Annotated in this window: 26 protein-coding genes; 6 read left to right on the forward strand and 20 right to left on the reverse strand. The window is 54.9% G+C overall.

Features of this window, described 5'->3' with window-relative positions:
• Window positions 1-30: 30 nt before the first annotated feature.
• The gene (locus M5M_RS04110) at window positions 31-1,248 is read left to right on the forward strand and encodes a pyridoxal phosphate-dependent aminotransferase (RefSeq protein ID WP_015046205.1); all 1,218 of its coding nucleotides are present in this window, start codon (window positions 31-33) and stop codon (window positions 1,246-1,248) included.
• Complete coding sequence (locus M5M_RS04115) at window positions 1,248-1,712, forward strand: hypothetical protein (RefSeq protein ID WP_015046206.1); 465 nt, start codon at window positions 1,248-1,250, stop codon at window positions 1,710-1,712. The genes M5M_RS04110 and M5M_RS04115 overlap by 1 nt, the downstream gene beginning before the upstream one ends.
• On the opposite strand, the gene M5M_RS20645 is transcribed toward M5M_RS04115, so the two are convergent.
• Together M5M_RS20645 and M5M_RS20650 are read right to left on the reverse strand one after the other, a co-directional pair.
• Window positions 1,675-2,610, reverse strand: coding sequence for a class I SAM-dependent methyltransferase (locus M5M_RS20645; protein WP_015046207.1), 936 nt, complete (start codon window positions 2,608-2,610; stop codon window positions 1,675-1,677). The genes M5M_RS04115 and M5M_RS20645 overlap by 38 nt on opposite strands.
• Complete coding sequence (locus M5M_RS20650) at window positions 2,607-3,764, reverse strand: ATP-NAD kinase family protein (protein ID WP_015046208.1); 1,158 nt, start codon at window positions 3,762-3,764, stop codon at window positions 2,607-2,609. Before M5M_RS20650 ends, M5M_RS20645 begins: the two co-directional genes overlap by 4 nt.
• An 87-nt stretch (window positions 3,765-3,851) precedes the next feature.
• On the opposite strand from M5M_RS20650, the gene M5M_RS04130 reads away from it, so the two are divergent.
• The gene (locus M5M_RS04130; RefSeq protein WP_015046209.1) at window positions 3,852-4,055 is read left to right on the forward strand and encodes a hypothetical protein; all 204 of its coding nucleotides are present in this window, start codon (window positions 3,852-3,854) and stop codon (window positions 4,053-4,055) included.
• Here M5M_RS04130 and M5M_RS04135 read toward each other — a convergent pair.
• Window positions 4,023-5,165 carry a 4-phosphoerythronate dehydrogenase gene (locus tag M5M_RS04135; RefSeq protein WP_015046210.1) on the reverse strand — a complete coding sequence of 381 codons (1,143 nt, stop codon included), beginning with the start codon at window positions 5,163-5,165 and terminating at the stop codon, window positions 4,023-4,025. The genes M5M_RS04130 and M5M_RS04135 overlap by 33 nt on opposite strands.
• A 4-nt stretch (window positions 5,166-5,169) precedes the next feature.
• A complete protein-coding gene (locus tag M5M_RS04140) occupies window positions 5,170-6,087 on the reverse strand; it encodes a 5'-3' exonuclease (RefSeq protein ID WP_024330226.1) in 918 nt (305 codons plus the stop codon).
• 267 nt (window positions 6,088-6,354) lie between these two features.
• On the opposite strand from M5M_RS04140, the gene M5M_RS04145 reads away from it, so the two are divergent.
• Window positions 6,355-7,050 carry a hypothetical protein gene (locus M5M_RS04145; protein WP_015046212.1) on the forward strand — a complete coding sequence of 232 codons (696 nt, stop codon included), beginning with the start codon at window positions 6,355-6,357 and terminating at the stop codon, window positions 7,048-7,050.
• Between the two features lie 48 nt (window positions 7,051-7,098).
• Here M5M_RS04145 and tusA read toward each other — a convergent pair whose 3' ends face one another.
• Complete coding sequence (gene tusA, locus M5M_RS04150) at window positions 7,099-7,368, reverse strand: sulfurtransferase TusA (RefSeq protein ID WP_244431059.1); 270 nt, start codon at window positions 7,366-7,368, stop codon at window positions 7,099-7,101.
• 90 nt (window positions 7,369-7,458) lie between these two features.
• Between tusA and M5M_RS04155 the strand changes: the two genes are divergently transcribed.
• Window positions 7,459-7,740, forward strand: a complete 282-nt coding sequence (locus M5M_RS04155) for an antibiotic biosynthesis monooxygenase family protein (RefSeq protein WP_015046214.1) — start codon at window positions 7,459-7,461, stop codon at window positions 7,738-7,740.
• Window positions 7,741-7,746: 6 nt separating this feature from the next.
• On the opposite strand, the gene rlmM is transcribed toward M5M_RS04155, so the two are convergent.
• The 4 genes from rlmM to M5M_RS04175 form a co-directional block, all read right to left on the reverse strand.
• On the reverse strand, window positions 7,747-8,805 hold the full coding sequence (gene rlmM, locus M5M_RS04160; protein ID WP_015046215.1) for a 23S rRNA (cytidine(2498)-2'-O)-methyltransferase RlmM: 1,059 nt from the start codon (window positions 8,803-8,805) through the stop codon (window positions 7,747-7,749).
• Window positions 8,799-9,437, reverse strand: a complete 639-nt coding sequence (locus tag M5M_RS04165) for an alpha/beta family hydrolase (protein ID WP_015046216.1) — start codon at window positions 9,435-9,437, stop codon at window positions 8,799-8,801. Before M5M_RS04165 ends, rlmM begins: the two co-directional genes overlap by 7 nt.
• Before the next feature lie 64 nt (window positions 9,438-9,501).
• Window positions 9,502-9,735 carry a YheU family protein gene (locus tag M5M_RS04170; protein ID WP_015046217.1) on the reverse strand — a complete coding sequence of 78 codons (234 nt, stop codon included), beginning with the start codon at window positions 9,733-9,735 and terminating at the stop codon, window positions 9,502-9,504.
• Window positions 9,736-9,738: 3 nt separating this feature from the next.
• The gene (locus M5M_RS04175) at window positions 9,739-10,545 is read right to left on the reverse strand and encodes a class I SAM-dependent methyltransferase (RefSeq protein WP_015046218.1); all 807 of its coding nucleotides are present in this window, start codon (window positions 10,543-10,545) and stop codon (window positions 9,739-9,741) included.
• A 128-nt stretch (window positions 10,546-10,673) separates the two neighbouring features.
• Here M5M_RS04175 and M5M_RS04180 point away from each other — a divergent pair, with 128 nt between their 5' ends.
• A complete protein-coding gene (locus tag M5M_RS04180) occupies window positions 10,674-11,213 on the forward strand; it encodes a glycine cleavage system transcriptional repressor (RefSeq protein WP_015046219.1) in 540 nt (179 codons plus the stop codon).
• 23 nt (window positions 11,214-11,236) lie between these two features.
• Here M5M_RS04180 and M5M_RS04185 read toward each other — a convergent pair whose 3' ends face one another.
• From M5M_RS04185 to M5M_RS04235, 11 genes are all read right to left on the reverse strand, one after another.
• Entirely contained in the window at window positions 11,237-14,890 is a 3,654-nt protein-coding gene (locus M5M_RS04185; RefSeq protein WP_016389212.1) for a LamG domain-containing protein, read from the reverse strand.
• Window positions 14,887-15,234, reverse strand: coding sequence for an MSHA biogenesis protein MshP (locus M5M_RS04190; protein ID WP_144062383.1), 348 nt, complete (start codon window positions 15,232-15,234; stop codon window positions 14,887-14,889). Before M5M_RS04190 ends, M5M_RS04185 begins: the two co-directional genes overlap by 4 nt.
• Window positions 15,235-15,307: 73 nt before the next feature.
• Window positions 15,308-16,093 carry a prepilin-type N-terminal cleavage/methylation domain-containing protein gene (locus tag M5M_RS04195; protein ID WP_016389213.1) on the reverse strand — a complete coding sequence of 262 codons (786 nt, stop codon included), beginning with the start codon at window positions 16,091-16,093 and terminating at the stop codon, window positions 15,308-15,310.
• Window positions 16,093-16,560 carry a type IV pilus modification PilV family protein gene (locus M5M_RS04200; protein WP_015046223.1) on the reverse strand — a complete coding sequence of 156 codons (468 nt, stop codon included), beginning with the start codon at window positions 16,558-16,560 and terminating at the stop codon, window positions 16,093-16,095. Before M5M_RS04200 ends, M5M_RS04195 begins: the two co-directional genes overlap by 1 nt.
• Window positions 16,550-16,963, reverse strand: a complete 414-nt coding sequence (locus M5M_RS04205) for a type II secretion system protein (protein ID WP_015046224.1) — start codon at window positions 16,961-16,963, stop codon at window positions 16,550-16,552. Before M5M_RS04205 ends, M5M_RS04200 begins: the two co-directional genes overlap by 11 nt.
• 18 nt (window positions 16,964-16,981) lie before the next feature.
• Complete coding sequence (locus M5M_RS20945; RefSeq protein ID WP_015046225.1) at window positions 16,982-17,446, reverse strand: type II secretion system protein; 465 nt, start codon at window positions 17,444-17,446, stop codon at window positions 16,982-16,984.
• A 243-nt stretch (window positions 17,447-17,689) separates the two neighbouring features.
• Entirely contained in the window at window positions 17,690-18,226 is a 537-nt protein-coding gene (locus tag M5M_RS04215; protein ID WP_015046226.1) for a type II secretion system protein, read from the reverse strand.
• The gene (locus M5M_RS04220) at window positions 18,223-19,446 is read right to left on the reverse strand and encodes a type II secretion system F family protein (RefSeq protein WP_015046227.1); all 1,224 of its coding nucleotides are present in this window, start codon (window positions 19,444-19,446) and stop codon (window positions 18,223-18,225) included. The genes M5M_RS04215 and M5M_RS04220 overlap by 4 nt, the downstream gene beginning before the upstream one ends.
• Window positions 19,443-21,182, reverse strand: a complete 1,740-nt coding sequence (locus M5M_RS04225) for a GspE/PulE family protein (RefSeq protein WP_016389214.1) — start codon at window positions 21,180-21,182, stop codon at window positions 19,443-19,445. The genes M5M_RS04220 and M5M_RS04225 overlap by 4 nt, the downstream gene beginning before the upstream one ends.
• Window positions 21,182-22,609, reverse strand: coding sequence for a tetratricopeptide repeat protein (locus M5M_RS04230; RefSeq protein WP_144062385.1), 1,428 nt, complete (start codon window positions 22,607-22,609; stop codon window positions 21,182-21,184). Before M5M_RS04230 ends, M5M_RS04225 begins: the two co-directional genes overlap by 1 nt.
• Window positions 22,606-23,514: an ExeA family protein gene (locus M5M_RS04235; protein WP_015046230.1), complete on the reverse strand. Its 909-nt coding sequence runs from the start codon at window positions 23,512-23,514 to the stop codon at window positions 22,606-22,608. Before M5M_RS04235 ends, M5M_RS04230 begins: the two co-directional genes overlap by 4 nt.
• Window position 23,515 lies beyond the last annotated feature (1 nt).

Below are 23,515 nucleotides of genomic sequence, written 5' to 3' on the forward strand. Positions count from 1 at the left end.
CAGACGCGTAATACGGGCAGTTTACTGCATATGGACCACATCTATAAATCTGACAAGCTTCACGGTGTTTGCTACGAAATTCGCGGCCCGGTGCTCGAACATGCGCACCGTCTGGAAGAAGAAGGCCATCGGATTCTTAAACTCAACATCGGCAACCCGGCCCCCTTTGGCTTTGACGCGCCTGACGAAATTATTCTGGATGTGATTTATAACCTGCGCAATGCCCAGGGATATACCGAGTCCAAAGGCCTTTTCGCTGCCCGTAAGGCAATCATGCAGGAGTGTCAGACACTCGGCATACCCAACGTGGAAATTGATGACATTTATCTGGGCAATGGCGTGTCTGAATTAATTGTCATGTCCATGCAGGCGCTACTCAATAACGGTGACGAAATTCTGGTACCGGCACCCGATTACCCGCTCTGGACCGCCGCGGTCAAATTAGCCGGCGGCAACCCTGTTCACTACCTGTGCGATGAACAGGCCGACTGGTTTCCCGATATCGACAACATCCGCTCGCGCATCACCGACAAGACCCGCGGCCTGGTGATTATTAACCCCAATAATCCGACTGGTGCAGTGTATAGCCAGGATTTGCTCGAACAGCTGGTGGCGTTGGCCCGCGAACACAATCTGATCGTTTTCGCCGACGAGATCTACAGCAAAATCCTCTATGATAACGCCGCTTTCGTGCCACTGGGCCGGCTCGCCGACGACATTGTCTGCCTGAGCTTTAACGGCTTGTCAAAAAATTACCGTCTGGCCGGATTCCGCGCAGGCTGGATGACCATCACAGGCGCCAAACATAAGGCCCGGGGATACATCGAAGGCCTGAATATGCTGGCATCCATGCGCCTGTGCGCCAACGTACCTGCCATGTTTGCCATTCAAACTGCGCTGGGCGGTTATCAGAGCATCAACGAACTGATTGCCCCGGGTGGGCGTTTGTACGAGCAACGCGAAGCCGCTTACAATGCGCTATCGCAAATACCGGGCGTCAGCTGTGTTAAACCCAAGGGAGCACTTTACATGTTCCCTAAAATCGACCTCAGCCAGAAAGCCATCAAAGATGACCAGCAAATGGTATTGGACTTTTTGCTTCAAGAAAAAATACTGATCGTCCAGGGTACCGCGTTCAACTGGCCGACACCGGATCATTTCAGGGTGGTTTTTTTGCCGCGTCAGGATGAAATCACCCGCGCAATGAAACAGTTCGGCAAATTCATAGCCAAGTACAGTCAAGCCTGATGAGCGACATTCATATTGATGACTTCTATCGCGATGCGGCCAAGGCGCTGAGTCAACTCTATGCGTTTTTCCCTCGCCCCAGCGCGGTTTATGTAGAAGATATCGCCGGCCCCGATTCACCGGATGAATTCGGTTTGCACTCCACCCGCCACATGGCGGCCTTCAGTGCGTTGTTATGGCTGGCCAATGCCGGCTACGTCACCTACGCCGACACCATCCGCCAGGAGGCCATCGACCAGGCCTGCCTGAGCCACAAAGGTTTCACACTGTTGTGCGCCCCCTGTAATTGTATTGAGAGCATTGCCTGGCTGAACCGCCAGCAAGGTGAAGCTGCGCTGCCCGATTCGGTACAACAGGAACGACTGAGCAATATCTATATCATGCGCCAGCTCGTCGCCAAAGGTCACTCTGGCGATATACGTCAGTTTATGCTTCAGCTACTGAACGATGGACGCCAACACTGAAGTGATGCAGTTTAAGCGCGCGCTCGGGATCAACATCGGGAAAATCCGCTGACTGAGGCAGTCGACCTCGCCATTGCGCCTCGGGACAATGCTCGTGGAATAAATCCAGTAAAAATTCGCTATCGAGCTCCGGCGCATTCAAACAGGCCAGGATATCGCCTCCATCAGGTAATAGTTCCGGCAAACGACGCAGCACCTTAAGGTAATCTTTGGTAGCGACAAAACTGCCTTTCTGAAACGACGGTGGATCGATGATAATTAAATCGTAGGGCCCTGCCCGTTTGATTCTGCCCCAGCTTTTGAGAATATTTTCGGCCAGAAATTTCACCTGACCCAGGTTCTGCTCATTCAAACGGTGGTTTTCCCTGCCCCGTGCCAGTGCCGCACTGCTCATATCCACATTCACCACCTGCCGGGCACCTGCGGCCAACGCCACCACAGATAATGCGCAAGTATAAGAAAACAGATTCAACACCCGTTTATCCCGCGCATGTCGTTCCAGCCAATGCCGGCCGGGCTCCATATCCAGGAAAAAACCCAGATTCTGTGCACCGCCCACCTGCAAGCCAAATCTCAAAACGCCACACACCGCATGGAATGCATGGGCTTTTTGCCTGAGCCATTGAACTGGCGCACCGGACTGAAAGCGGAACTGAATAGCAATTGAATAACCCGAATCCGGCAGTTGATTCAGCAGGTCATTCAACTGCGCTCTCGCAGCGTCACCGGGATCTTTGTACAGAGTCGCGATAATCAGATCCGCAAAACAGTCCAGCGTAAGGGCTTCCAGCCCCGCAAAGCATCCCCCGCGGCCATGAAATAACCGCCGGCTGTCTTTGCCGGGAGATTGCAACCAACGCTCGATTGACGCCGCGACCGGTGATAAATCCCAACTCACAGCGCCATCCCCAGCGGATAAAGCACTGCATCCCGGTAACCCGTGATAACCCGGATGTGACCCGCCCACTCGCGATCCAGTATGGGATCATTGGTATCGAGTAACAGCGGGCGCCCCTGCAGCGCTTCCAGTTTGGTTTTGGTGGCAATAATCCAGATATTGTCGCGCCCGATCCGCTTCAGCACGGCAGGCGATAATTGCTGATTACCACGACCAAACACGTGCCCTTGTCCGCCAATCGCCGTGACCACCAGCACCACCTTACCCCGATGCGCCGCCAACCGTTGCTCCAATGACACCGCATCCACATCCTTGGCCACCAGCGATTCATTCTGAACCACGTCCACACCGAGCAACGTGGCGTCAAGCCCCATCGCCTCGGTGACTGCAAAGGTGGTTGAACCCGGCGCAAAAATATAGAGGGTATCGGGCTCCATCGCTTCGCGGATGTCAGCGGCAATGTCGTCAAGCACCAACGGCTCGGATTCAACCCCACCTTGCTTTACCGCCTGAATATACCTGGGCTCGGCCGGCACCTGGAGTTCTCCGTAATAACGCGATTGCACCCGCCCGGCACGGAAGGCGTCTTCATCGATATCGCGCACCTCGCCGAGATCGAGCGCCACCAGACGCCCCGCTACCATGGCACGTACAATTTCTGTGGCCGCTTCGGGCACGATCGCATACACCGATGAATGCATTTTAACGCCGCTGGGCAGGCCCAATACCGGCTGGCTATCACCCAGCGCGGCATAAATATCCCTCGCCGTGCCATCACCGCCCACAAACAAAATCAGGTCTACCTGCTGCTGTTTCAGTGCCTTTGCCGCACGGCGGGTATCTTCGGCGGTACTGGGTTCGCTGGCTGCTTGCACCACAACCGGCGCAAAGCCGGCGGCACGCGCAATCGCTTCGCCCATCGCCCCCCCGATGGTGTAAAGATCAATCGGCAATGCCGCCAACGGCTGCAAACAACGAAGTGCCCGGTCTGGCGCTCTGGGTGTCTGCCCCAGCGCCTGCGCCTGCGCAACAATATCGCTGCCGTCACTACCCTTCAGACCGGCGGGGCCACCCATGCCGGCAAACGGATTAATGATTAAGCCCAGGCGAAAACGCCGGGCTTGCGCTGACGTGCCTGATTCGTATTGAGTCATAACAAATCACAATTTATTAAAAGGTTGAACTAAACCGACCTGCCACTCTCTAACTGGCGATCATGCAGTATTAGAGCAGGAGTCAGTATGACAGAGCATCGCATTTCGCCCTTAGCCCTTCGTAAGCCGCTGCCGGCCATTCCCCGCACTCTGCCGCGCAATGTCAGCAGAGGCCTGATGCTCGCGTTGACCAACGCGAAAATGGTCAATCAATTTGGAAAAGAGATTCCGCTCACTCAGGCGATGATCGAATCCGTCTTATCCAAGCTGACCAAAGCCGAACAAGTGTAACCACTGTCTTGCAGCGTCGGACAGTCCGCACGCTGGCAGCGGATGAAAACGGAATTCGCGACGCTCGGGATAGCTCCGGCGCAGCTGGTCAAAGCCCTGCTTGATCTCTGTTTCGTTTCCGGCCTGCGCCACCATCGCGCGCAGGCGTGCATCATCGTCGGCAATCGGGTACGCGCTGAGCAGTTGCTCGCGCACATCCGCCCAGTCCCCGGGGCTCAATGGCGGCAGAGGACCTGTGGCATTCGCAGCGTCAAACTGTTCCGAATCGGCCCATTCTGCCATCGACCAATGCCGGCACATGGCCTGAAATACCATGCGCGTACCCGCCAACTTACCATCGAGCGAATAACCGGCAATGTGGGGGCTTCCGATTTCTGCCAGGTGCAGCAAATGCGGGTCAACCCAGGGTTCATATTCCCACACATCCAGTACCAGCAAAACATCCGGCCGGCGCCGTTTAAACGCCAACAATAATGCATTGTCTATGACCGGACCGCGCCCGGCACTGATCAATACCGCCGATTCCGGCAGGCGATCCAGCAGCTCCTCACCGATCATATGGTAGGTGGGAAAAACACCATCACGGGTAAGGGGCGCGTGCATACAGACAATCGGTTGCGCAAAAACCTCTGCCAGTGAAACCAGACGGGAATCCTGCTGATCCAACAGCGGATCGTAGGCGCAGGCAGATATGCCCAGTGCGGTACAGCGATCAAGCAGCCGGCCTCCCACATTGCCCGCACCCACAATGCCAAATGCGCTGGTGGTAAAATTGACGTTCAACTGTGCCAGTGCAGCGAAAACATACTCTACAACGGAATTTGCGTTGCAGCCCGGTGCATTGCTGAAACCAATGCCCCTGCGCTCAAGCAGCGCCTGATCCACATGATCACAACCAATAGTGCAGGTACCTACAAAATCCAGGCGACTTTCTGCTAACAACGCTTCGTTAACCTGGGTCACCGAACGCACGATCAGCGCATCAGCGTCGCGCAGAGCATCGGCCTGCAGCTCGCGACCTTTGAAGCGCCGGACCTCACCCAAGCGGCCGAACCAGTGCTCGGCGTCGGGAACATTTTCATCAACCAATATCCGTTTTTTGTCATTCATAAGGCTAATTCCCGGCTGATGCGCACACGCGCCGCAGCTTTTTTTCCAGGCGCCCGATGCCAAAGGCGTTCAGCGTCGCCACCGCATCGTCCATGTCAATCCGGCCTGGCAACAGCTGATCCCGGTGACGTATGATTGGCTGATCTACCACTATCGCAGCCAATTGTCGGGCCAGAGCAATTTGCTCTCGCGCCCCGGTTAATTTGTGTACCAGGTTTTTTGCGCCGCGTAACGGCAAGCTGGCCAGCACATCCGGATGCCCGAGGTGATGGGCGATATCACCTGCAGCCAGAATACCTGCTGCCGTTTTTGCACCGATACCGGGGACCCCGGGAATGTCGTCCGAGCTGTCGCCCACCAATGCCAGGTAATCCACCATTTGTTCAGGCCACACACCAAAACGTTGATAGATGTCCTCTGCATAGCTTTTTTTATCAGCGGCATAATCCCAAAGGTAATCCTGCGGGCGCTTCAGCAGCTGCCCCAGATCTTTATCCCGGGTGAGGATGGCCACAGGATCGGGTTCACCGTGTAACTGGGTCAGCAAACAGCCGATCAGGTCGTCAGCCTCGTATTCTTCGCTGGCAAAGCAGGCAAAACCCAACACTTCTGCCACTTCTCTGCACGCGGCCAGTTGAAAAGCCAACGCCGCGTCCGGCAAGGCCCTGCTGCATTTGTATTCTGGGTAAAGTCTGTGTCTGAAACCCGTCTCCAGGCTTTCATCAAAGCACATACCCACATGGGATGGCTGAGCGGCGAGTAAATCCAAAAGGAAACTGGTAAAACCATACACCGCCTCGGTACTGTAGCCATTCTGGCTTTCCCAATTAGGCGGCAAAGAAAAATAAGCGCGGAAGATATAGATGGAAGCGTCCACCAGCCAGCGTTTAGCGGGACCGTTAGAATTTTTAGCTATATCCATGATTTTTTGAGCGTAGAAGGCAAACACGAAGCAAAATGAGGGAACATTTGCCCCAAGGCTGCGCTTAAAAAAGCGCCAATTTGGCCAGCTTGCGGTCAGAGCCAGGTTGCCATAGGCCCCCGGAACCCTGCTGTTAGACGCAAGTGGAATAACAGCAGTATGGCCTAATCCGGACCGCTTGTGTAGCGGTTCTAAACCCCGTAACGTAGAATTGCCCTACCCATTAAACCCTTGAGCCCGAAAGGCCAACGCAGTTGGAGGTGTTTTATGAGTGACGCATTATCGCGACCGAACAGCAACGTCATCGATTTGTTCACCGGCAGGCCGCTTCTGGAAGCTCAACGCGAGCGCTTCATCCGCATTTCCCCAGAGCTCGACGGATTGGAAATGCTCTACTCCAACGACACCCACAAAAACAAATTATTCAGCCTGAAAATACTCTGCTGGGCCTTGCGGGAGAATGGCGAAGTGGTCGGTCTGGTACCCTGGCTGAACAAGCTGGTTGCGTGTCCGGCTATTAAAGACCCACTCAACGGCACCTTTGAGGGTTACTACGACCCCGGTATCGAGGAAATATTTTTTGATCCGCCTATTCACAAAATCGTTGAACTGGAATCGGCGGCGGAGTATTACGAAGCCAGCAGCCCTGATCCGAAAGCGTTAGTGCAAGAAATCCCCGACACAATTGGTACACATGCTGTGTTGTCCGAGCGGGGCTCGCACAGCCTGACCCTGTCCGAGGTGGTAAGTTGGCGACTGCTGAACGACGGCACTGTTGAAGGCATGCTGGTCGACCCCGATCTGGTCATGTCTACGCCTGTTTTGCCCGGCGATGACTGCCTCTTTGCTGCGGAAACCTGCCCTGATTTCCGCTATTACTTCCAACACATGATCGCAAACAAGATCAAATCGCAGGACCCGGAAGCCATGGCCGCCATCTCTGCCCTGGTGGACGAATCCTGACAAAGCACCTGAATTAACGCTCAATTGAGCGGGGCCTCTCCCGCTCGATCAGGCCTTGCGCAGCAAGTAGAAGTAGGTACCGTCTATTTCGGTACGCTGTTCCAGCGCGTGCCCCAGAAACTGACAGAATTTTGGAATATCCCTTTCGGTGGAGGGGTCAGTAGCAATCACGATGATGCCTTCCCCGCTGGTGGCATCGCGCACGACGTTGTGCAGCAGCATCACAGGCTCCGGGCACATGAGGCCACTCGCATCCAGGGTGTGTTGGGCTAACGCCTGCCAGTGTTCGGGAATCGTACTCATGGCGCTTTTTCTCATTGCAAACTCCGCGCGCATTCTACCCCAGACTGGCGCTTGAAAGCTGCCGGTTTCCGGCTTATGGTGTCGACCGGAACATAAGGAAGCACCATGATTCGCGTATTGATTGAGCGGCTGATTGCCGACGATATGGCGGAAACCTACGAGCGCGCCGCCCGCTCGACATTGCACCAGGCATTTCAGGCCCCGGGTTTCATCAGCGGTGAAACTTTCAGCGACCTGGACAACCCCATGCGTCGGTTTGTTCTGTGTAAATTCCGCACTGCGCGGGATTGGCAGGTATGGGCTGAAAGCGAGGAGCGTCGCTCGATGCTCAACCAAATCAACCCCACCTTAGCCGAACCAGAAAAAGTTACGCTGCTAAGCCACTGATAACGGCTAATCCGTCACCTGTGCGTAAACGGTGATCTCTTCCCGGTCGTGATAAAGTTGACGGGCCCGCACCTGCAGCGGCACCCCAGCTGCTGCAGATTCATCGGTCAGGCGCGCCAATAGTTTCTGCACTTCCTGATAACGCTGCTTCATGGGTAGTTTCAGGTTGAAAATGGCCTGCCGGCAATGCCCTTGCACAAACCAGTGCAATACCATGGCCAATGTCCGCGCGGGCTTATCAACGATATCGCATACCAACCAGTCAACCGGCTTGCGCGGCTCAAACACAAAGCCGTCTTCCCGCTGGTGAACAACCTGTCCTGAGTCCATCAGCGCCTGTTGCATGGGGCCATTATCCACCGCCTGCACGAACATACCGCGGCTTACCAGCAGCCAGGTCCAACCGCCCGGTGCCGCGCCCAGATCTACAGCGGTCATGCTGGCCGCCAAACGAAGATCCCATTGATCCCGGGGAATAAACTGGTGCCAGGCTTCTTCAAGTTTAAGTGTGGCCCGGCTGGGTGATTCCTTGGGTAATTTAAGACGCGGAATGCCCATCAGCCAGGGAGAATGGTTGTCGAGCGGCGACAAGCCAACCCAGGCTTCATCGGTGGCAGTAAATAACAAGTGCAGCGACCAGGGACTCTTGCGTCGCAACAGATTACGCTTTTCCAATAGCCGGGTAAGCGGCTGGGCCAATTTTTTGGTCAGGCTGTTCAAGCCTTTTCCCTCGTTGGTATCCACGGTTTCGAGTTGCCAGGACGCCGCAAAAGGCAAGGTTTTCACACAATCCAGAATAGGTGTCAGCCGATCATCAGGCGCAAGTTGTACCAGAGGTGCAGGTGCGGCGAACCATTGACGTGCAAAAATCAGACTTTCAAACGGCATCTGCTCTATCAATGTCTGCGCACCGTCTGGTGCCTGCGTGACGAAAATAACGTGGGCCGTATGGGCCTTGCTTTTGACGTAACCAAAGATACCGAACGCCGCAGCCCGGTCGGTGATTTCTGCCGCGCATTCGCTTTCGAAGCCGCCGCGACAGTGAATAAACAAATGATTCAACATTGGGATAATTGCCGTCCGATAAAAGCCCGTGTGATGTCCGCCGCACGGTGAATATGATCCAGATGGGTATAGCCCGTGCGCACGCGTGGCTTCAGGTCGTGATCCCCGTCAGGCAGCCATTCGATACTCACTTGCGGCCAGGGGCCGAGCGCTTCAAACCGGGTTTTATCGCCCAGCTTATCGCGTTCACCCTGCACGATACACAGTGCACTGCTCCGATCGATTAAAGGCGCCAAGCGCAAAGACTCGGGCTTCGCAGCTGGATGCAACGGGTAGCCGTAGGCCAAAGCACCTACAACCCCCGTGTTGCGGATACTGGCAGCTGCCCTGCCGCCCATGGATTTACCGGCGACAAATAACGGGACCGGGTCCCGAAGCCAGTGGTCCACTATGCCTTCGTAGCACTCGACAATCCGGGCAAACGGATTGGGTGGACGACGCGTCCCGGTCGCCCGTCGTTCGGTCATATAGGGAAATTCGAAGCGCACCACCGCCACATCCCGCTCGCACAGCGCAGAGGCCAGGTGATGCATGAACTCGCTGTCCATGGCTGCACCAGCACCATGCGCCAACAACAAACGGGCCACCGGCACATCTGGCGTGTTCAGGAGATAGTGATCAGTGTGACTCACAGGCTTATCGACTCAACTAACAAGGCGGGCATTATAGCCCGCCTGGTTGAATCAAACCCAACAATCAACCGTCTGACAGTGACTGGTATTGCTCCAGGGTCAGGATGTTGGCCTGTTCCGAAGCCGGATCAAACACGATCAGCACTCGCTTTTGCTTGAGCTGGTCACGAACCTGCTCGACCTTGCGCGCCAATACCACCTCTTCCACGCCATAATCCGTACCATCGCGGGTAACGAACTCTTCTATGAGCGCATCCAAGGTGTCCTGGTTGAGTTGTTCGGGGGGAATGATGATCAAGCGTTACTCCGGCTTCTTGAAGCGCAGCGTCATGCGGTCACTTTCGCCGATGGCCAGATAGGCATCCCGGTCTTCGTCACCCAGAGCCAAGGTGGGCGGCAGCGTCCAAACCCCTTTGGGGTGGTTTGCCGTATCTTTTTTGTTGGCGTTGATCTCGCTTTTGGCATCGAGTACAAAACCAGCAGACTGCGCCAGACGGATCACTTCAGCTTCTGTCATATAACCGGACACTTTCATGGTTTCCAATGAGGTGCCAGGCTTGGCCCGGTGCTCGACCACACCCAAAACACCACCCGGTGCCAACATGTCATAAAAGCTTTTGAAAGCTTGCTCACCAAAGCCGCCTTTTACCCAATTATGTACATTGCGGAACGTCAGCACTTTGTCTGCCTGACCGAGCGGCACAGCCTTGGACGCGTCTGACGGCACGAACTCTGTGACTTTTACCTGGTCGTAGACGGCAGGCGTAGCAGCCAGCTTTTCAAGGAAGCCTTTGCGTGAACGCTGGTAGTAACCCACGTCCGAATCGGCCGGAAAATGGGCCGCATACAAGGCCCCGCCATTGCGTAAATAGGGCGCCAGAATTTCGGTATACCAACCACCGCCGGGTGAAATTTCGACCACTTTATCGGTCGCTTTTACCCCAAAGAACTCGAGGGTCGCTTGCGGGTGACGGAAGTCGTCGCGTGCAGCATTGGCCTCGGCACGATGCTCCCCTGCCACCGCATCAGACAGGGACTGGGCCAAGCCCTGCAAGGGTAATACAGTCAGTACAGCGGCGGCGCAAAGGCCTTTAATAACCAGATTCATAGCAATCTCCATGCAGGTTTCTGATGACGCACCACACTAATCGCGTCACGGACTCAAGTCAAAGACCTGATTTGTCATACAGCTTACGTTACACTCAGATTATCGGTTTCACAGCCCAAGGACATCGCATGAAACGCCAACTGATCATTACCGTTATCGCCAAAGATAAACCCGGTATCGTGGAAACCCTTGCCAAAGTCGTCTCAGCCCGCGACGGTAACTGGGAAGAAAGCCGGATGGTGAGTCTGGCGGGTAAGTTTTCCGGCCTGCTGTTGGTCTCGGTAGGCTCGGAACAGCTCGACGCGCTCCAGGCCGACCTGGCGGCACTCAACCAGCAAGGTATCAAAACATTGGTGGACGTGGCTGAGGAAGCGCCAGTCACGGAGGCCATGCGGCTGGTCAGCATCAGTCTGGTGGGCGCTGACCGCCCGGGCATTGTGCGCGAGGTGGCCAAAGCATTGAGCAGCCGCAACATCAATGTTGAAGAATTGAATACCGACTACTCCAGTATGCCCTGGTCCGGCGAACCCATGTTCCAGGTCCACGCTGCCCTCCAGGTACCTGCCGACAGTGACCTGGATGAATTACAGGACACCTTCGATCAGATTGCAGACGAATTGGCAGTAGACATTGAGCTGGAGCAACCGGACGTCGCCCTCACCCACTGAGCCTGCACACACCCGGCACACACTCACGGCGTGAGCTGTTCACGCCAGTAGATCACCCGGTCATGTCCGCGATAGCTCTCGAAATTCACCGTAAAGCGCGGATGGCTGGCGTCACTGTGATCGCCATCCGCATTCCAGTCGAACCGCAGGTGCGGGTAATTGGCCAGGTTAATATCGATCGGATAATCCACCGTGGCGCCGGTAGCGCCATACCAACGTCCGGCATTGCCCTCACACATTTCGATCGCAGTTGCCGTCAGCCCACAGGCGCCAGCACCCCATGGATTACCGAAATCAAACACTGAACTGATACCTGAGCCCGAATGGGTAACCGTTAACGTATCCGAAACCGGATCGACGCTGTAACTGGCGCCGACAAAACTGACCTGATCCAATGCAATCTGGGTGCAACTGTCATCGCCGTTGCGCAAAAACTGGCTGCCGTTGTAATACTCCGTTTGCCAGAACATGGGAATGTTGGCCGATTCAGGTCCGAACGCATCCCGCGCGCGCAACCGGCCATAACGCTGATCGGTTTGTCCAAGCAGGGCATGATCGTCGGCGCCGTTATTATCCACGTCAATATCAAGGCTGGCATCAGTAAAGGTCGCGCCATCGGCATCCGCCACGGCTAACCCGATTTGTAATCCGGCCAAGGGCGCCTCGGGCGCAGACGAAGCCTGCCGCTTGAACACCAGACTGTTTATCGTGAACTGGCCCAGACCCGCGCTCCACCCGACTAATTGCGTCACATCATTGGTATTGTCCAGCCTGGGCGACTGATTGGCGGTGCCCAGCAAGCCGCCATATTCAAGCGTGCCCATTGATTCGGACAAGCGGGCGTAAGCGCCTTGATAGTTGGCTGTTGTCGCCGGGGCTGGCCGGCCATTCACCGCGGTGAGACTGAACGAGCCGGTTAACGGTTGTTCCATATAGGTAAAACTGCCACACGCCTCGTTCAGCAGTGCCCCGGTTAACTGAAATCCGGCCGGTATGAACCGACCCACGTAGGCAGAACCAAGAATCTTGTCGGTCCGGCTGCCCGAAACCAGATAATCCCCGTCAGCAACAGCGCCGTTCAGCTCAATCGCGCCCACATCAGCAAAATACACCTCAGTAGTTTGGCCCACACCGGCACCAAAGCTCTCAACAAGGCGGCCATCACCGGCAGACGCGCCATTGCCGAGGCCCGGGTCATTACCACCGGACGGCGCGATTAACACCGATGACAGGCGCACGGCTTCTGCCGGGTTTTCCAAACCGAAGGAAGGCGCCACAGCATTGTCACTCAAATTGGCACCCGTCGACGGATTGCCATCATTGTGACCGTCTGCCCGACCATCGTCATCAAAATCGTCAGAGGCCTGCCAAAGCACAGCGCGCACGTTGACCGTAAAATTGATGCCAGCCGCCATGAAGGCCGGATCGGTTGGGGTCACCCCGGCCGGATTGCCCACAGCCGTGACATCAAAGGCAAAGGGACGGACAACACGGGTGCCGGAGTCACCGAGAATCGCCTGGTCCGAATAGGAGGACGCATCGTCCTTAAAATTCAGCCGCCACTTACTCACATCACCGCTGACCAATTCGAAATCGGCCACACCCGATGCAAAATTGAGTGCCGTGTTGGCTGCGCTCGGCTCAGTCTCGGGCAGGGTGATCAGTGCCCCCACCGAATTGCGAATGACCGGCAGCGCGCCGCCTGGGTCCTGCCCATTGCGCTCCCACCAGGCCTTGATCGAAACAACGTTATAATTTTGCGCCGGGCCGCAATTGCCATCAGGCACACTGGCGTCCCGGCGTAGCATACTGACCCGGGCGTCGTGATCGCGGCCGGCCACCACATCATTGCCGAGAGAATCCGTGTAAGAAAAATCAAACGCGTTTTCGGCAAAGGTCAGCACTGTACTGGTAGAACTGACAGCGCCGGGCCCGGTCACGGTCACTGTCAAAGACTCCGCATGCTGATTACTCAACATCAGAGCGACGCTACCCCCGTCGGCTGACACAAACTGATAACTGGCCACGCCGGAATCAGCACTGCCAGGCAGCAATGTACCCTGAGCGGGATCGGGACTGGCGGGTCCGGTTGACCAATCGCCGTTAGTGGTGGATGTAGTAATGGATACCTGTTGACTGTAATCGGGGATGACATTATTGCCGTCCATCGCGCTGATACTGATCGAGCGCGGTGCACATACGCTGGCATTGCCTGCGCCCACGTCAATCAAAAACCCGGTTAATTGTGGCCCCACCCCACAGGCATGCCGACGGGTGGCCAGCAATTGGACCTGGGCCGCACTCAGGGTTTCCCGGAAAACCACTACTTCATCGATACGGCCACGAAAATTTCGCGAATTAAAATTAAGATCGGTGCCGATTAAAAGCGGGTCACCATTTTGGGTCATATTGCCATTGTAGTTTGTAACCGCTGCCTGAACCCCATTGATAAAAATTTTCTGCTCACCCACTTCGTAGGTGATGGTGATATGAGACCATTGGTTCAACGGTACTGAGGCCGACGTCGTCAGCGAACGTGAACCACCGCCCCACCACCAGAACACCCGACCCGCTGAATTCAGATGAAATTCAAAGTTTTCATCCTTGGATACAATGGTGTACAAACCGCCACCCGAGGGCAATGCCGTGGGGTACACCCAAACACCAACCGATAAATTGGTGGGTATATCCAACAGTGCATTGTCTTCAATCCGCAAATGACCAGATGATGTACCGTTGAAAATGCCGTAGCGGCAGGTACCAGGATCACCAGACAAAGCTGGGTTGGCATTATCGTTGGATGGCAGGTTTCCTGAATAAGCTACGGCCCGGCCGTGCAAATCATTGCCACTGCTGTCAATCACATCACCGGGGCTCGCGGTCCACAGCGTTTCCAATTGATACTCGGCTACCGGCGCAGGCAACACAACGGAGGATGTGCAAAAACTGCCAAAATCCGTGAGCTGAATTCGGTCGGGTTCAAAAATCACGTAACTGGCACTGCCAAGATCAATAGTCGATCTGGCCGTTACGGCACCGTTTATGCGCGTCTGATTACTGGTATTCACATTGCGCTTTGCGTAAAAAATCCCGTAAGACTGCGACGGTGAAGAAAAAACCATATCCCTGTCCGAATAGACAAAAAAGGTTCTTTGCAAATTATTGGTTCCAACCTGGGCCTGACTCGCAACCGTAAAATCCTGTTTAACCCAAATCCGCGCACTGCCATCAGCGGTCATTTCAAGACGGCTTAAATAGGCCATGGAAAAACTGCCTGAAAAAGTGTAATCACCTGGCTGAAACCGTAAAACAGATTCGGAACCCATATTGACACTACCATAGGCACCCGGCGACAGCGTCCTCACCTCCCGGTAACCCAGATTGACGTTCGAGGCGTTAGGCATTGAGAGAGCCGTGCCCTCTGGTACAGTATTGTTGGACTTACTGCAAATGGAACCGTTACAACTCAATGTATTGTATGTAGGTACCGAAAGATTACGGGTATCGAGGATATTATCCGGCGAGTTATACAGAATGGACGAGTCTCTGAAAATGATATTGCCACTGTTATGACTGCTCGACACACCGTCCGGGAAAATAGCGGTACAATCCTGCGCCACAACCGCTGGCGCGACAAACAATAACCAGAAGTAAAAAAATCGGCTTGGTATTTTCATCGCATATAACTCGATACTTGTACCGTGCGTTCAGCCATTACGGGCGCGGTACCGCATACCGCACTACTGGTCACCTGGTAATAACTGGTGGTATTCGCGGGGTCATTTGACAGACTGCACTGCAACTGTGTTTCACACCCACTCAAGCCAGGTGCAGAAAATGCCACAGAGGCACCGGCGAGACCGGCACACGCAGCGTCGACACCGGCTCGGGTTAACGGCACAGCCTGATAAAACAAGCGATTTAACCCCCACTGCGCGCCAGAGTCTGCTGCATAAAATGCCTGCACACTGATGGCGGTCTGTATCACGCTGGTATTGGATTGGGCAGTTGTCCTTGCCATCGCAATTGCGAAGCCGGCCATAATCACAATGATAAAAATGGCCAAAGGCATCAGAAAACCACGCTGCCGCTGTCTATGGAACATTGCGAATAAGCATCTGTTGATTGAATGACACAGTTTCTCCGTTGCGGGAAACCCCGAAATTGACATCGACCAATGCACTTCTTGACTCGGTGGCGGGAGACAAACTGAACGTAGGCGCACCCGCGTTGATATCTTCTGACAACAATGCACGCTGTCCACCCGGATCTGCATCGGTCAGCAGCCCGGTCAACAGCCCGTAGCCACTGTAGTGCAACAGACTATTGCCCTCGAAACAAAACCGCTCGGGATCTTTCATCAGGTACACCCGCTCGTTGATAGAGTTACGGATAAAACGGTGCGCCGATGCAAGACTGATTTGTGTCGCTGGCGACCCGTTTAAACCACTGATACCGGTGCGGGACGCCACCGTTGCGGTAGTATAGATTTCACTGGCTGCCATCGCGCCAACCGCCACATGGCTCGCATTGCCCAAGCCAAGCACAAAGGGCGCGGTATCAATCACACTGGTCGCCGGCGCGCCATTGCTGGCGTCAGGCAAGAGCCCAAGATAATTCGCACCTGCCGTGAGCTGCATAAATTCGAGACAATTACCGCTGGCCGAAATGCGTACCGAATAGGGCAACGCAATGCGCAATTGCCGGTGCATCCGCTCAATCACGGCGCGCCCTCGCAGAATCAATTTATTGCGTTCTGCTGCCTGGTTATAGGCGGTGACGGCAGTCACCACAAAACTGCTACTGAGTGCAGCGACGATACCCAGAACCACCAGCACAATAACCAGTTCCACCAACGTGGCTCCCGCTGCCCTACGCATCAGAAATTAACCTTGTAGGCGGACAGCTGTATGGACTCGCCGCCAGGCAAATCCACCTGAACAGTAATGCGCCTCGCTTGAGGATTTGCCAAGCCGATTTCAGCACCCGCTTCGACCACCTGGGTGGTTAAGGTGTAACCGGGTTCGGGGACAAGCACATCGCCATTAAAATCTCCCACATCATCGAAAGCGGTATCGGGCACAATACCGGCACAGGGCACTGCGCCCGGTTCCGCCGACCCACAGGCGGGTACGCCGCCGGTAGGCGTATTGGCATCAAATTTACGAGCCAATACTCGGTCCAGCTGCGCTTGCGCCATCTCGATGCCCTTGATATTGATCATAGGATCAACACTGGCGCGAATACTCTGATTGAACACATTGAGTATCGCGACCAGCGCTATCCCGACAATGGCGATAAAGACCACCAATTCAATCAGTGATATGCCTGACTGATTAGTTCGCATAACCGGAGGCCGACACATTCACCGTTACCGTTGCGCCATCGCTATGACTGAGCACCAGTGCCGCAGCGCTTGTCTCGCCCAGGCGGTTATAAGAAAAGCTGGCCGGGGTAAGAGAAATGCCTGCAGGCAGATTAACCGGAAATGCATAGCCCCCGGACCGGGCATCGACCCCATCTAAGGTCACCGTAAATTGGTTACTACTGGTGACAAGCTGTACGTTACCTGAGCGATCCATTGCTAACTGCTGGGCAAAAAACAAAGCCGCAACCAATTGGTCGCGGCTTTGTTGAACTTGGGACTCATAACCAGCATTGAAACGCGTAAAGGCTACAGTGGATAACACACCCACGAGCGCCAAAACCGCTATGAGTTCAACTAGCGTGAAGCCGAGAGCCGATTTCATCGCAAGCAAGCATAGACACTAATTTGCAAACGACAGAGTAAATGTAGTAATTGCCGTAGTACTATCATCCAGGGTCAGTGTGCATAGGAGCGTATCACCAGTAGATGCAGTAGCTGGGAATGCACCTCCGGTTATTACATACTCGCCATTAGCAGACGTATTAGTAGTGACGAGTTTACTGACAGCTTCCCGTAACAATCCTGGATTAGATGCGTCGCCATTCACTGTCGCAGGCACACAACCTGCCGATGTATCAACGATAGTGGTACTGCCAGCAGACACCCCTGCATCACGTGTACGTGCTGCGGCCACGTTCAAGTCACTCGCGCTGGCGATAGCGCCCGCAACACCCTGCATAGCCGCAAAGCTCGCATCATCCTGCAAGCTGATAAAACGCGGTACGGCTGTCGCAGCCAGAATACCCAGAATAACAATCACCGCGATCAGTTCGATCAAGGTAAAACCGGATTGCATTTTTTTCATGGACTATCTCCAAATCATGTCATTCGGACCTGTCGGTCCCGTTATTCACCCCTGTAAAACAAGGTTCAGACCAATGATCAATGGGGCCTCCGGCCCTCGGGCCACCATGCCTTTGAATAAGCATAGCGGTTATGCGACGTTATTCCATATAACTTAAGAGTCTACATTAAGAATCACGCCCTACCAACCGGAATCCCTCGACTTTTGACGCATTAGTTCGCCCCCTTTTGTGGCCTTGCTATGCTAACGACCGCTGACCACGTCAATTCGCCCGCTGATCACATCATAGTCAAACCAACTGTGAATCCCGCCGGGGCTCAGTATTTCGTACCGGCATCGCCTGGCGTCGACCACGCTCACATTGATTATACCGTCGGGGCTCGTGTGCTCTGCTTTAACCCGGGTATTGCCGGGATTTTGCATGATGGTATCCCATACCTGACGACAGCCCTCTGCCCGCACGGGTTGGAGGCTCAGGTTTTCACTGGCATGGGTCGGCCAACCGTAACGATTCACATACAACGGCTGCTGATCAATGAGCACCATCGCATCCCGACTCTGGGTTGCGGGCTGCATATTGGTTCCACCCGCAGCCCAGCTCCAATGGATCATTGCCACCACAGAAGTGAAAGCCCTGGCTTGCGCTTCAAATCCGGTCCGGCGGGCATCGTCCATGACCAAACCGTAATAACGTGCGCCGGCAGCCCACAGTACGCCTATGAGCGTCACCACCACAATCAGCTCAAATAATCCAAAGCGCCCAGACAGATTCAGGTTCATTGTTTTTGTACGCTGTACATCTCCCACATAGGCAGGAATATGCCCAATGCGAGCACCAGAACAAAGCCAGCCATAACCACAATAAGAAGGGGTTCAATGCGGTCGCCGATTTTTTTCAGGTCGTAGTCCACCTCACGCTCATAATAGCCGGCCACTTCAGCCAGCAACTGATCCACCTGGCCACTGTCTTCTCCCACAGCAATCATCTGCATCACCAGCGGAGAAAACATGCCACTGGCATTATGGGTTCGGGTCAGCGAATCACCGCGCTCGATGCCCGAGCGGATTTTCTGAATTTTTTCTGCCAGGTAAGGATTGTCGATCGCCTGCGCACAAAGGTCGATAGCCTTGACGATCGGCACACCGGATTGCAACATCAGGGCAAGCGCGCGACAGTAGCGGGCAATGGTGGCTCGCTCAAGAATATCTCCCACAATCGGCAAGCGCAGGCTCAATCGACCCCATTTTTTTGCGCCTTCATCGGTCTTGAGGTATTGCCGGGCGGCCACTGCAACAGCAATCACCACCACCAGCATGTACATCCAGTAGGCAACAAAAAAGTCAGATACGCCCACCAGAATCCGCGTCGGTAAAGGCAACTCGGCGGCAAACTTGGTAAACATGGCAGCAAACGCCGGAATCACCCAGATATTGATCACTACCATCGCCACGGCCAGGGCAATCAATACAAAGGAAGGGTAACGCAGCGCTGACTTCACCGACTTCCGGGTTTCCAGGTCGCGCTCAAGATAGAAACTGAGCTGGTCAAACACTTCCTCAAGCCGACCGCTGTTCTCGCCCACCACAATCATGGATAGAAACAACGAATCGAAAATGTCGCCGTGGTGGCGCATGGCGCTGGAAAGCTCCACACCGGATTCGAGTCGTTTTACGATATCTTCCAGCGCCCGCCGGAAATGCCGGTGTTTCATGGCCCGGGCCAGCCCCTGGATACCCTTCATGATGGGAATGCCGGCCTTGGTAATGGTATACATCTGCCGGCAGAACATGATCAGGTCCGACGTTTCAACCCGCTTACTGGCAAGTGCCTCTTCCAGGGTTTCCGTCCAGGCCTCACCCTGAGTGGTCTGATGAATGTCGATGGGAATAATCCCGCGATTCAACAAGGATGTCGCAATCGCCTCACGGCTCACGCCCTCCAGTTCGCCGGTAATTTTGGTGCCATCCGCATCGCGGCCGATAAACCGGAAAGCCGTCATTGACTGACTACCTCCGGCACCTCGTCGACCTCATCTTCTACTTGTGCTGAGACTCTCAGCACCTCCTCAAGCGTGGTGATGCCCTCTAAAGCAAAGGCCAAAGCGCTGAACATAAGCGGTTGAAAGTCAGGCCTTTCGTGTGCCACCCGGTTGAACGCGCGCACGTCATTTTCGCGCAATGCATCAGCCATTCCATGATTGATTTCCAACAACTCAAACACACCAATGCGCCCGCGATAACCGGTATTGAAGCAGTGTGGGCAGCCCGCGCCTTTGCGCAAATTATCGCCCTGCATCCCATAGCGTCGCTGACCGATTTTAATGAGTTGAGTTTCATTGGCGTTTGGCGTGTAAGGCGCGCTGCAACTTTCGCACACGCGCCGCACCAAGCGCTGCGCGACGATAGCCTTTAAGGACGCCGCAACCAGATAAGGGTCTACCCCCATATCGATTAGCCGCAACGCCGATGTGACCGCGTCGTTGGTGTGCAAAGTCGACAACACCAGGTGACCGGTCATGGCCGCCCGCAGGGCGATTTCGGCCGAGGCGCTGTCGCGGATCTCACCCACCAACAATATATCCGGATCCTGGCGGAGAGTTGCCCGCAACACCCGTTCAAAATCCAGTCCGATTTTTTCGTGCACCTGCACCTGATTGATACGTGAAAGCCGGTATTCAACCGGGTCCTCTACAGTAATAATTTTCTTATCCGGCGTATTCAACTCAGACAAGGCGCCATAGAGTGTCGTGGTCTTACCGCTACCGGTAGGACCGGTCACCAGAATCAAGCCGTTGGGTCGCTGGATAAGTTCGCGGAATTTCACCAGCATGTGCGCCGGCATTCCCACCTGCTCCAAAGACCGGACACCTTCGGTGTGATCGAGTAAACGCATCACCACTGACTCGCCAAACTGAACAGGCATGGTCGACAGGCGGACGTCAATATTGCGGCGTTTCACCCGTAAGTTGAACCGTCCGTCCTGTGGCAGACGCTTTTCCGAAATATTCAGGCCGGACATGAGCTTCAGTCGCACAACCAACGCCGCGGCAATGCGCCGTTCATTCATGACCTGCTCGGTGAGGACCCCATCGATACGCAACCGGATTCGCAACACGGTTTCGTCAGGCTCAATGTGAATATCCGAGGCCTTGGCATTAATGGCATCTTCAAAAATGTGCTGCAGTAATTTGACGACCGGGGCTTCTTCCAGACCGGCATCGGTGACCACATCGGCCAGATCGACAGCATCATCCTCCAGCTCGGTGTCCAATTCCTCGGCCAGGTTGGCGATTTCTTGCTTGTGGCTGTAGGCAATATCGAGCACATCAAGCAGCTCAGACTCCCTGACCACGGCAGGATTAATAGGCTTTTTGATAAACTTCTGCAGTTCATCAAGGGCAAAAATGTCCGTTGGATCCGCCATCCCCAACAATATGCCATCCGCATTTTCGCTCAACGGCATAACCCGGTATCGTCGAGCCTGGGTTTCCGGCAGGGTCTGGATCAACTCACGATCAAAACGGAACTGTTTTAACTCCACAAAGGGAATTTTCAGCTGGGACGACAATAAGTTGAGCATGGCATTCTCGTCCACATAGCCCATCTCAACCAGGGTCCGGCCCAGTTTGCGGCCCGACATTTTCTGTTCCTGCAGCGCCTGTTCCAACTGGGCTTCGGTAATCATGCCCTTGGAGACCAACAAGTCCCCTATTCTGATTCTCTGCCGTGTCTGCATCAGTTAAGCCCCTGCTTACCGGACAATTGACTCACCCGCTGTTCGGCGTACTGTCGCGCGGAATCGGTTTTAAGCAAATACTTCAACGCGCCCTGATAAGCCATCAATGTGTCTGTATGGTTGAGCGCATCAGAGGCAACCGCATAACCGAGCCACCAACGTCCATTACGGGTATCCTGCTTGAGCAACTCCCGGTACAGATACTGGGAATCCTGATGCCGCCCGGTCTCATAATAGAGCCCGGCCAGTAAGGTAAAGTATTCAGGGTTATCTGACGGAGCCGGTGGTGCCATCTCCAACTCTCCTATCGCCGACGCATAGTCATTATTGGCCACCGACTGCTGGGCGCGCATCAGACTGGCCACATGCGAAGGCATCCCGGCACGTTGCGCGAGCGCCTGCGCCTTGTCTGCATTGCCGGTGGCAAGATAAGCAGCATGCAACGCCGACAACAGCGCCACATCCGTCTTGTCGTTATCCGCCTGCGGCTCCAGCAATGCCACAACGGCCTGATGTTGCCCCCGCTGACTCAGAGACAGTACCTGATTCAGCAACTGCGCGCGCTGGCTGGCGGCGGACAGCGTAACCGCTGGCGCACGCTGCACTGCTGCCGGACTATTGCGGGCCACGACCTCCGTCGATCGGGCAAGCCTGACCGGCGTGCGCCCGGCAGCCGGCGTTGCCAATAACGCCGAACTTCCCGGATAAACCTGTTCCGCTTTGGCCAGCATATCGGCAGCGGCTGCATCATCTCCCCTTGCCAATAAAGTTTCAGAAAGCTCTATGTAACGTGCAGCCACTGCGCGCAAGCCGTCTTCAGCCACGACGTTGGCCTTATCGAGCGCCAGCATGGATTGGTAATAAAACACCGCGTTGTCATGGGCCGGCGTCAATAATCGGTCGCGCTCCAACGCGGCGGCTGCATTGCGCTGCAGCAATGCCAACTGCATCTGCATAAGCGTTTGCTGATCGTTTGACTTAACGTCGGGCTGCAGCTCTTGTGAATTAACCTCTACCGTTGAGGGCGCTGGTTCAGCCTGCCCAATCACGACTGAGGGTTCTTGCGACGGGGTATTGCTTTCTGAGGTATCGACTAGGGTCCGCTTTGCGCCTGTCGAGGTCTGGGTGCGCTGGCTCTCCGCAACCACCTTGACCTCTTGGGTTGGAGACGACCCCATTGCCAGCACTTTTTCACTGTGCGCTTGATGTGATTCGTTGGGCACCGGCGCCTGAGCAACGACCGGAGCCGACGTCAGCTGAAGGAAAAATTGATGACCGGCAAAGCCCAGGCAAAAAACCAGCAAGGAGAATACACTCAGCCAGAATCGCCCACGCCCCCGGTAGCTCAATTCAATCGGCGCAACGTATTGGCTCTGCACAGTGCGCTCCGATTGCTGTAACGCCGTCAACGCTGCTGTATCCATCACAGTAACGTCCCAAGCTGGATTGACGCCATGACACCGGCACCGGCACCGGCCAGTGGCAACAACCACAAACCGCCCAGTGCGATGGCACGCCCTAACGGTTTTGCCTCGGGCGAATCGTTTATCGCAGCGCGCACATGCCGATAACCCACTTTCTGGACGCCCGCGCTTGCCGCGGCAATCAAACCCTTATGCGCCAGCAAATTGACCAACCTTGGTACACCACCGGACGCTAAATAGAGCAGTCGCTTGGCGGGACCACTGAACAACTCCGACTTGGCGCCGGCTGAATCCAAGCGAAAATCCACATACTCGGCAACACCAGCTGAACTTAAAGGCGACAATGTAGCGGAAAACGCAATGCGCTGACTGAGCTGCCGAAGATCAGCGCGAGCCAAAAGCTGGTCCAGTTCCGGTTGTCCGATCAATACTGTCTGCATTAGCTTGTGTTTGTCTGTCTCCATGTTGGAGAGCAAGCGCAGCGCTTCGAGTGTATCCCTGGGCATCGCTTGTGCCTCATCCACTACCAGCACCACTTGCTTACCCTTTTTAACCAGCTCCAGCAAGGCGCGATAAATGGATGACATCAACTGATAAGCCGGCATATCGGGTTTGGTATGCGCGCCGATTTCCTGCGCAACAAGACCTTTCAATTCATTCGGCGTCAGATAGGAATTGGCAATAGTAATAACGTGAAAGGACTCATCGAGCTGGGCCAACAACTTGCGGCTGAGCAGGGTTTTGCCAGTACCCACCTCACCCACAATTTTGACAAATCCTTCATTATTCTTGATCGCGCTTACCAGCATATTGAGCGCAGATCGGTAGCTCAGTTTATTAAAAAAAAACTGAGTGTCGGGTGTCAGGGAAAACGGGCTTTCAGTCAAGCCAAACTGATCCAGGTACAAG

The sequence above is a fragment of the Simiduia agarivorans SA1 = DSM 21679 genome, from assembly GCF_000305785.2.
GTDB lineage: Bacteria > Pseudomonadota > Gammaproteobacteria > Pseudomonadales > Cellvibrionaceae > Simiduia > Simiduia agarivorans.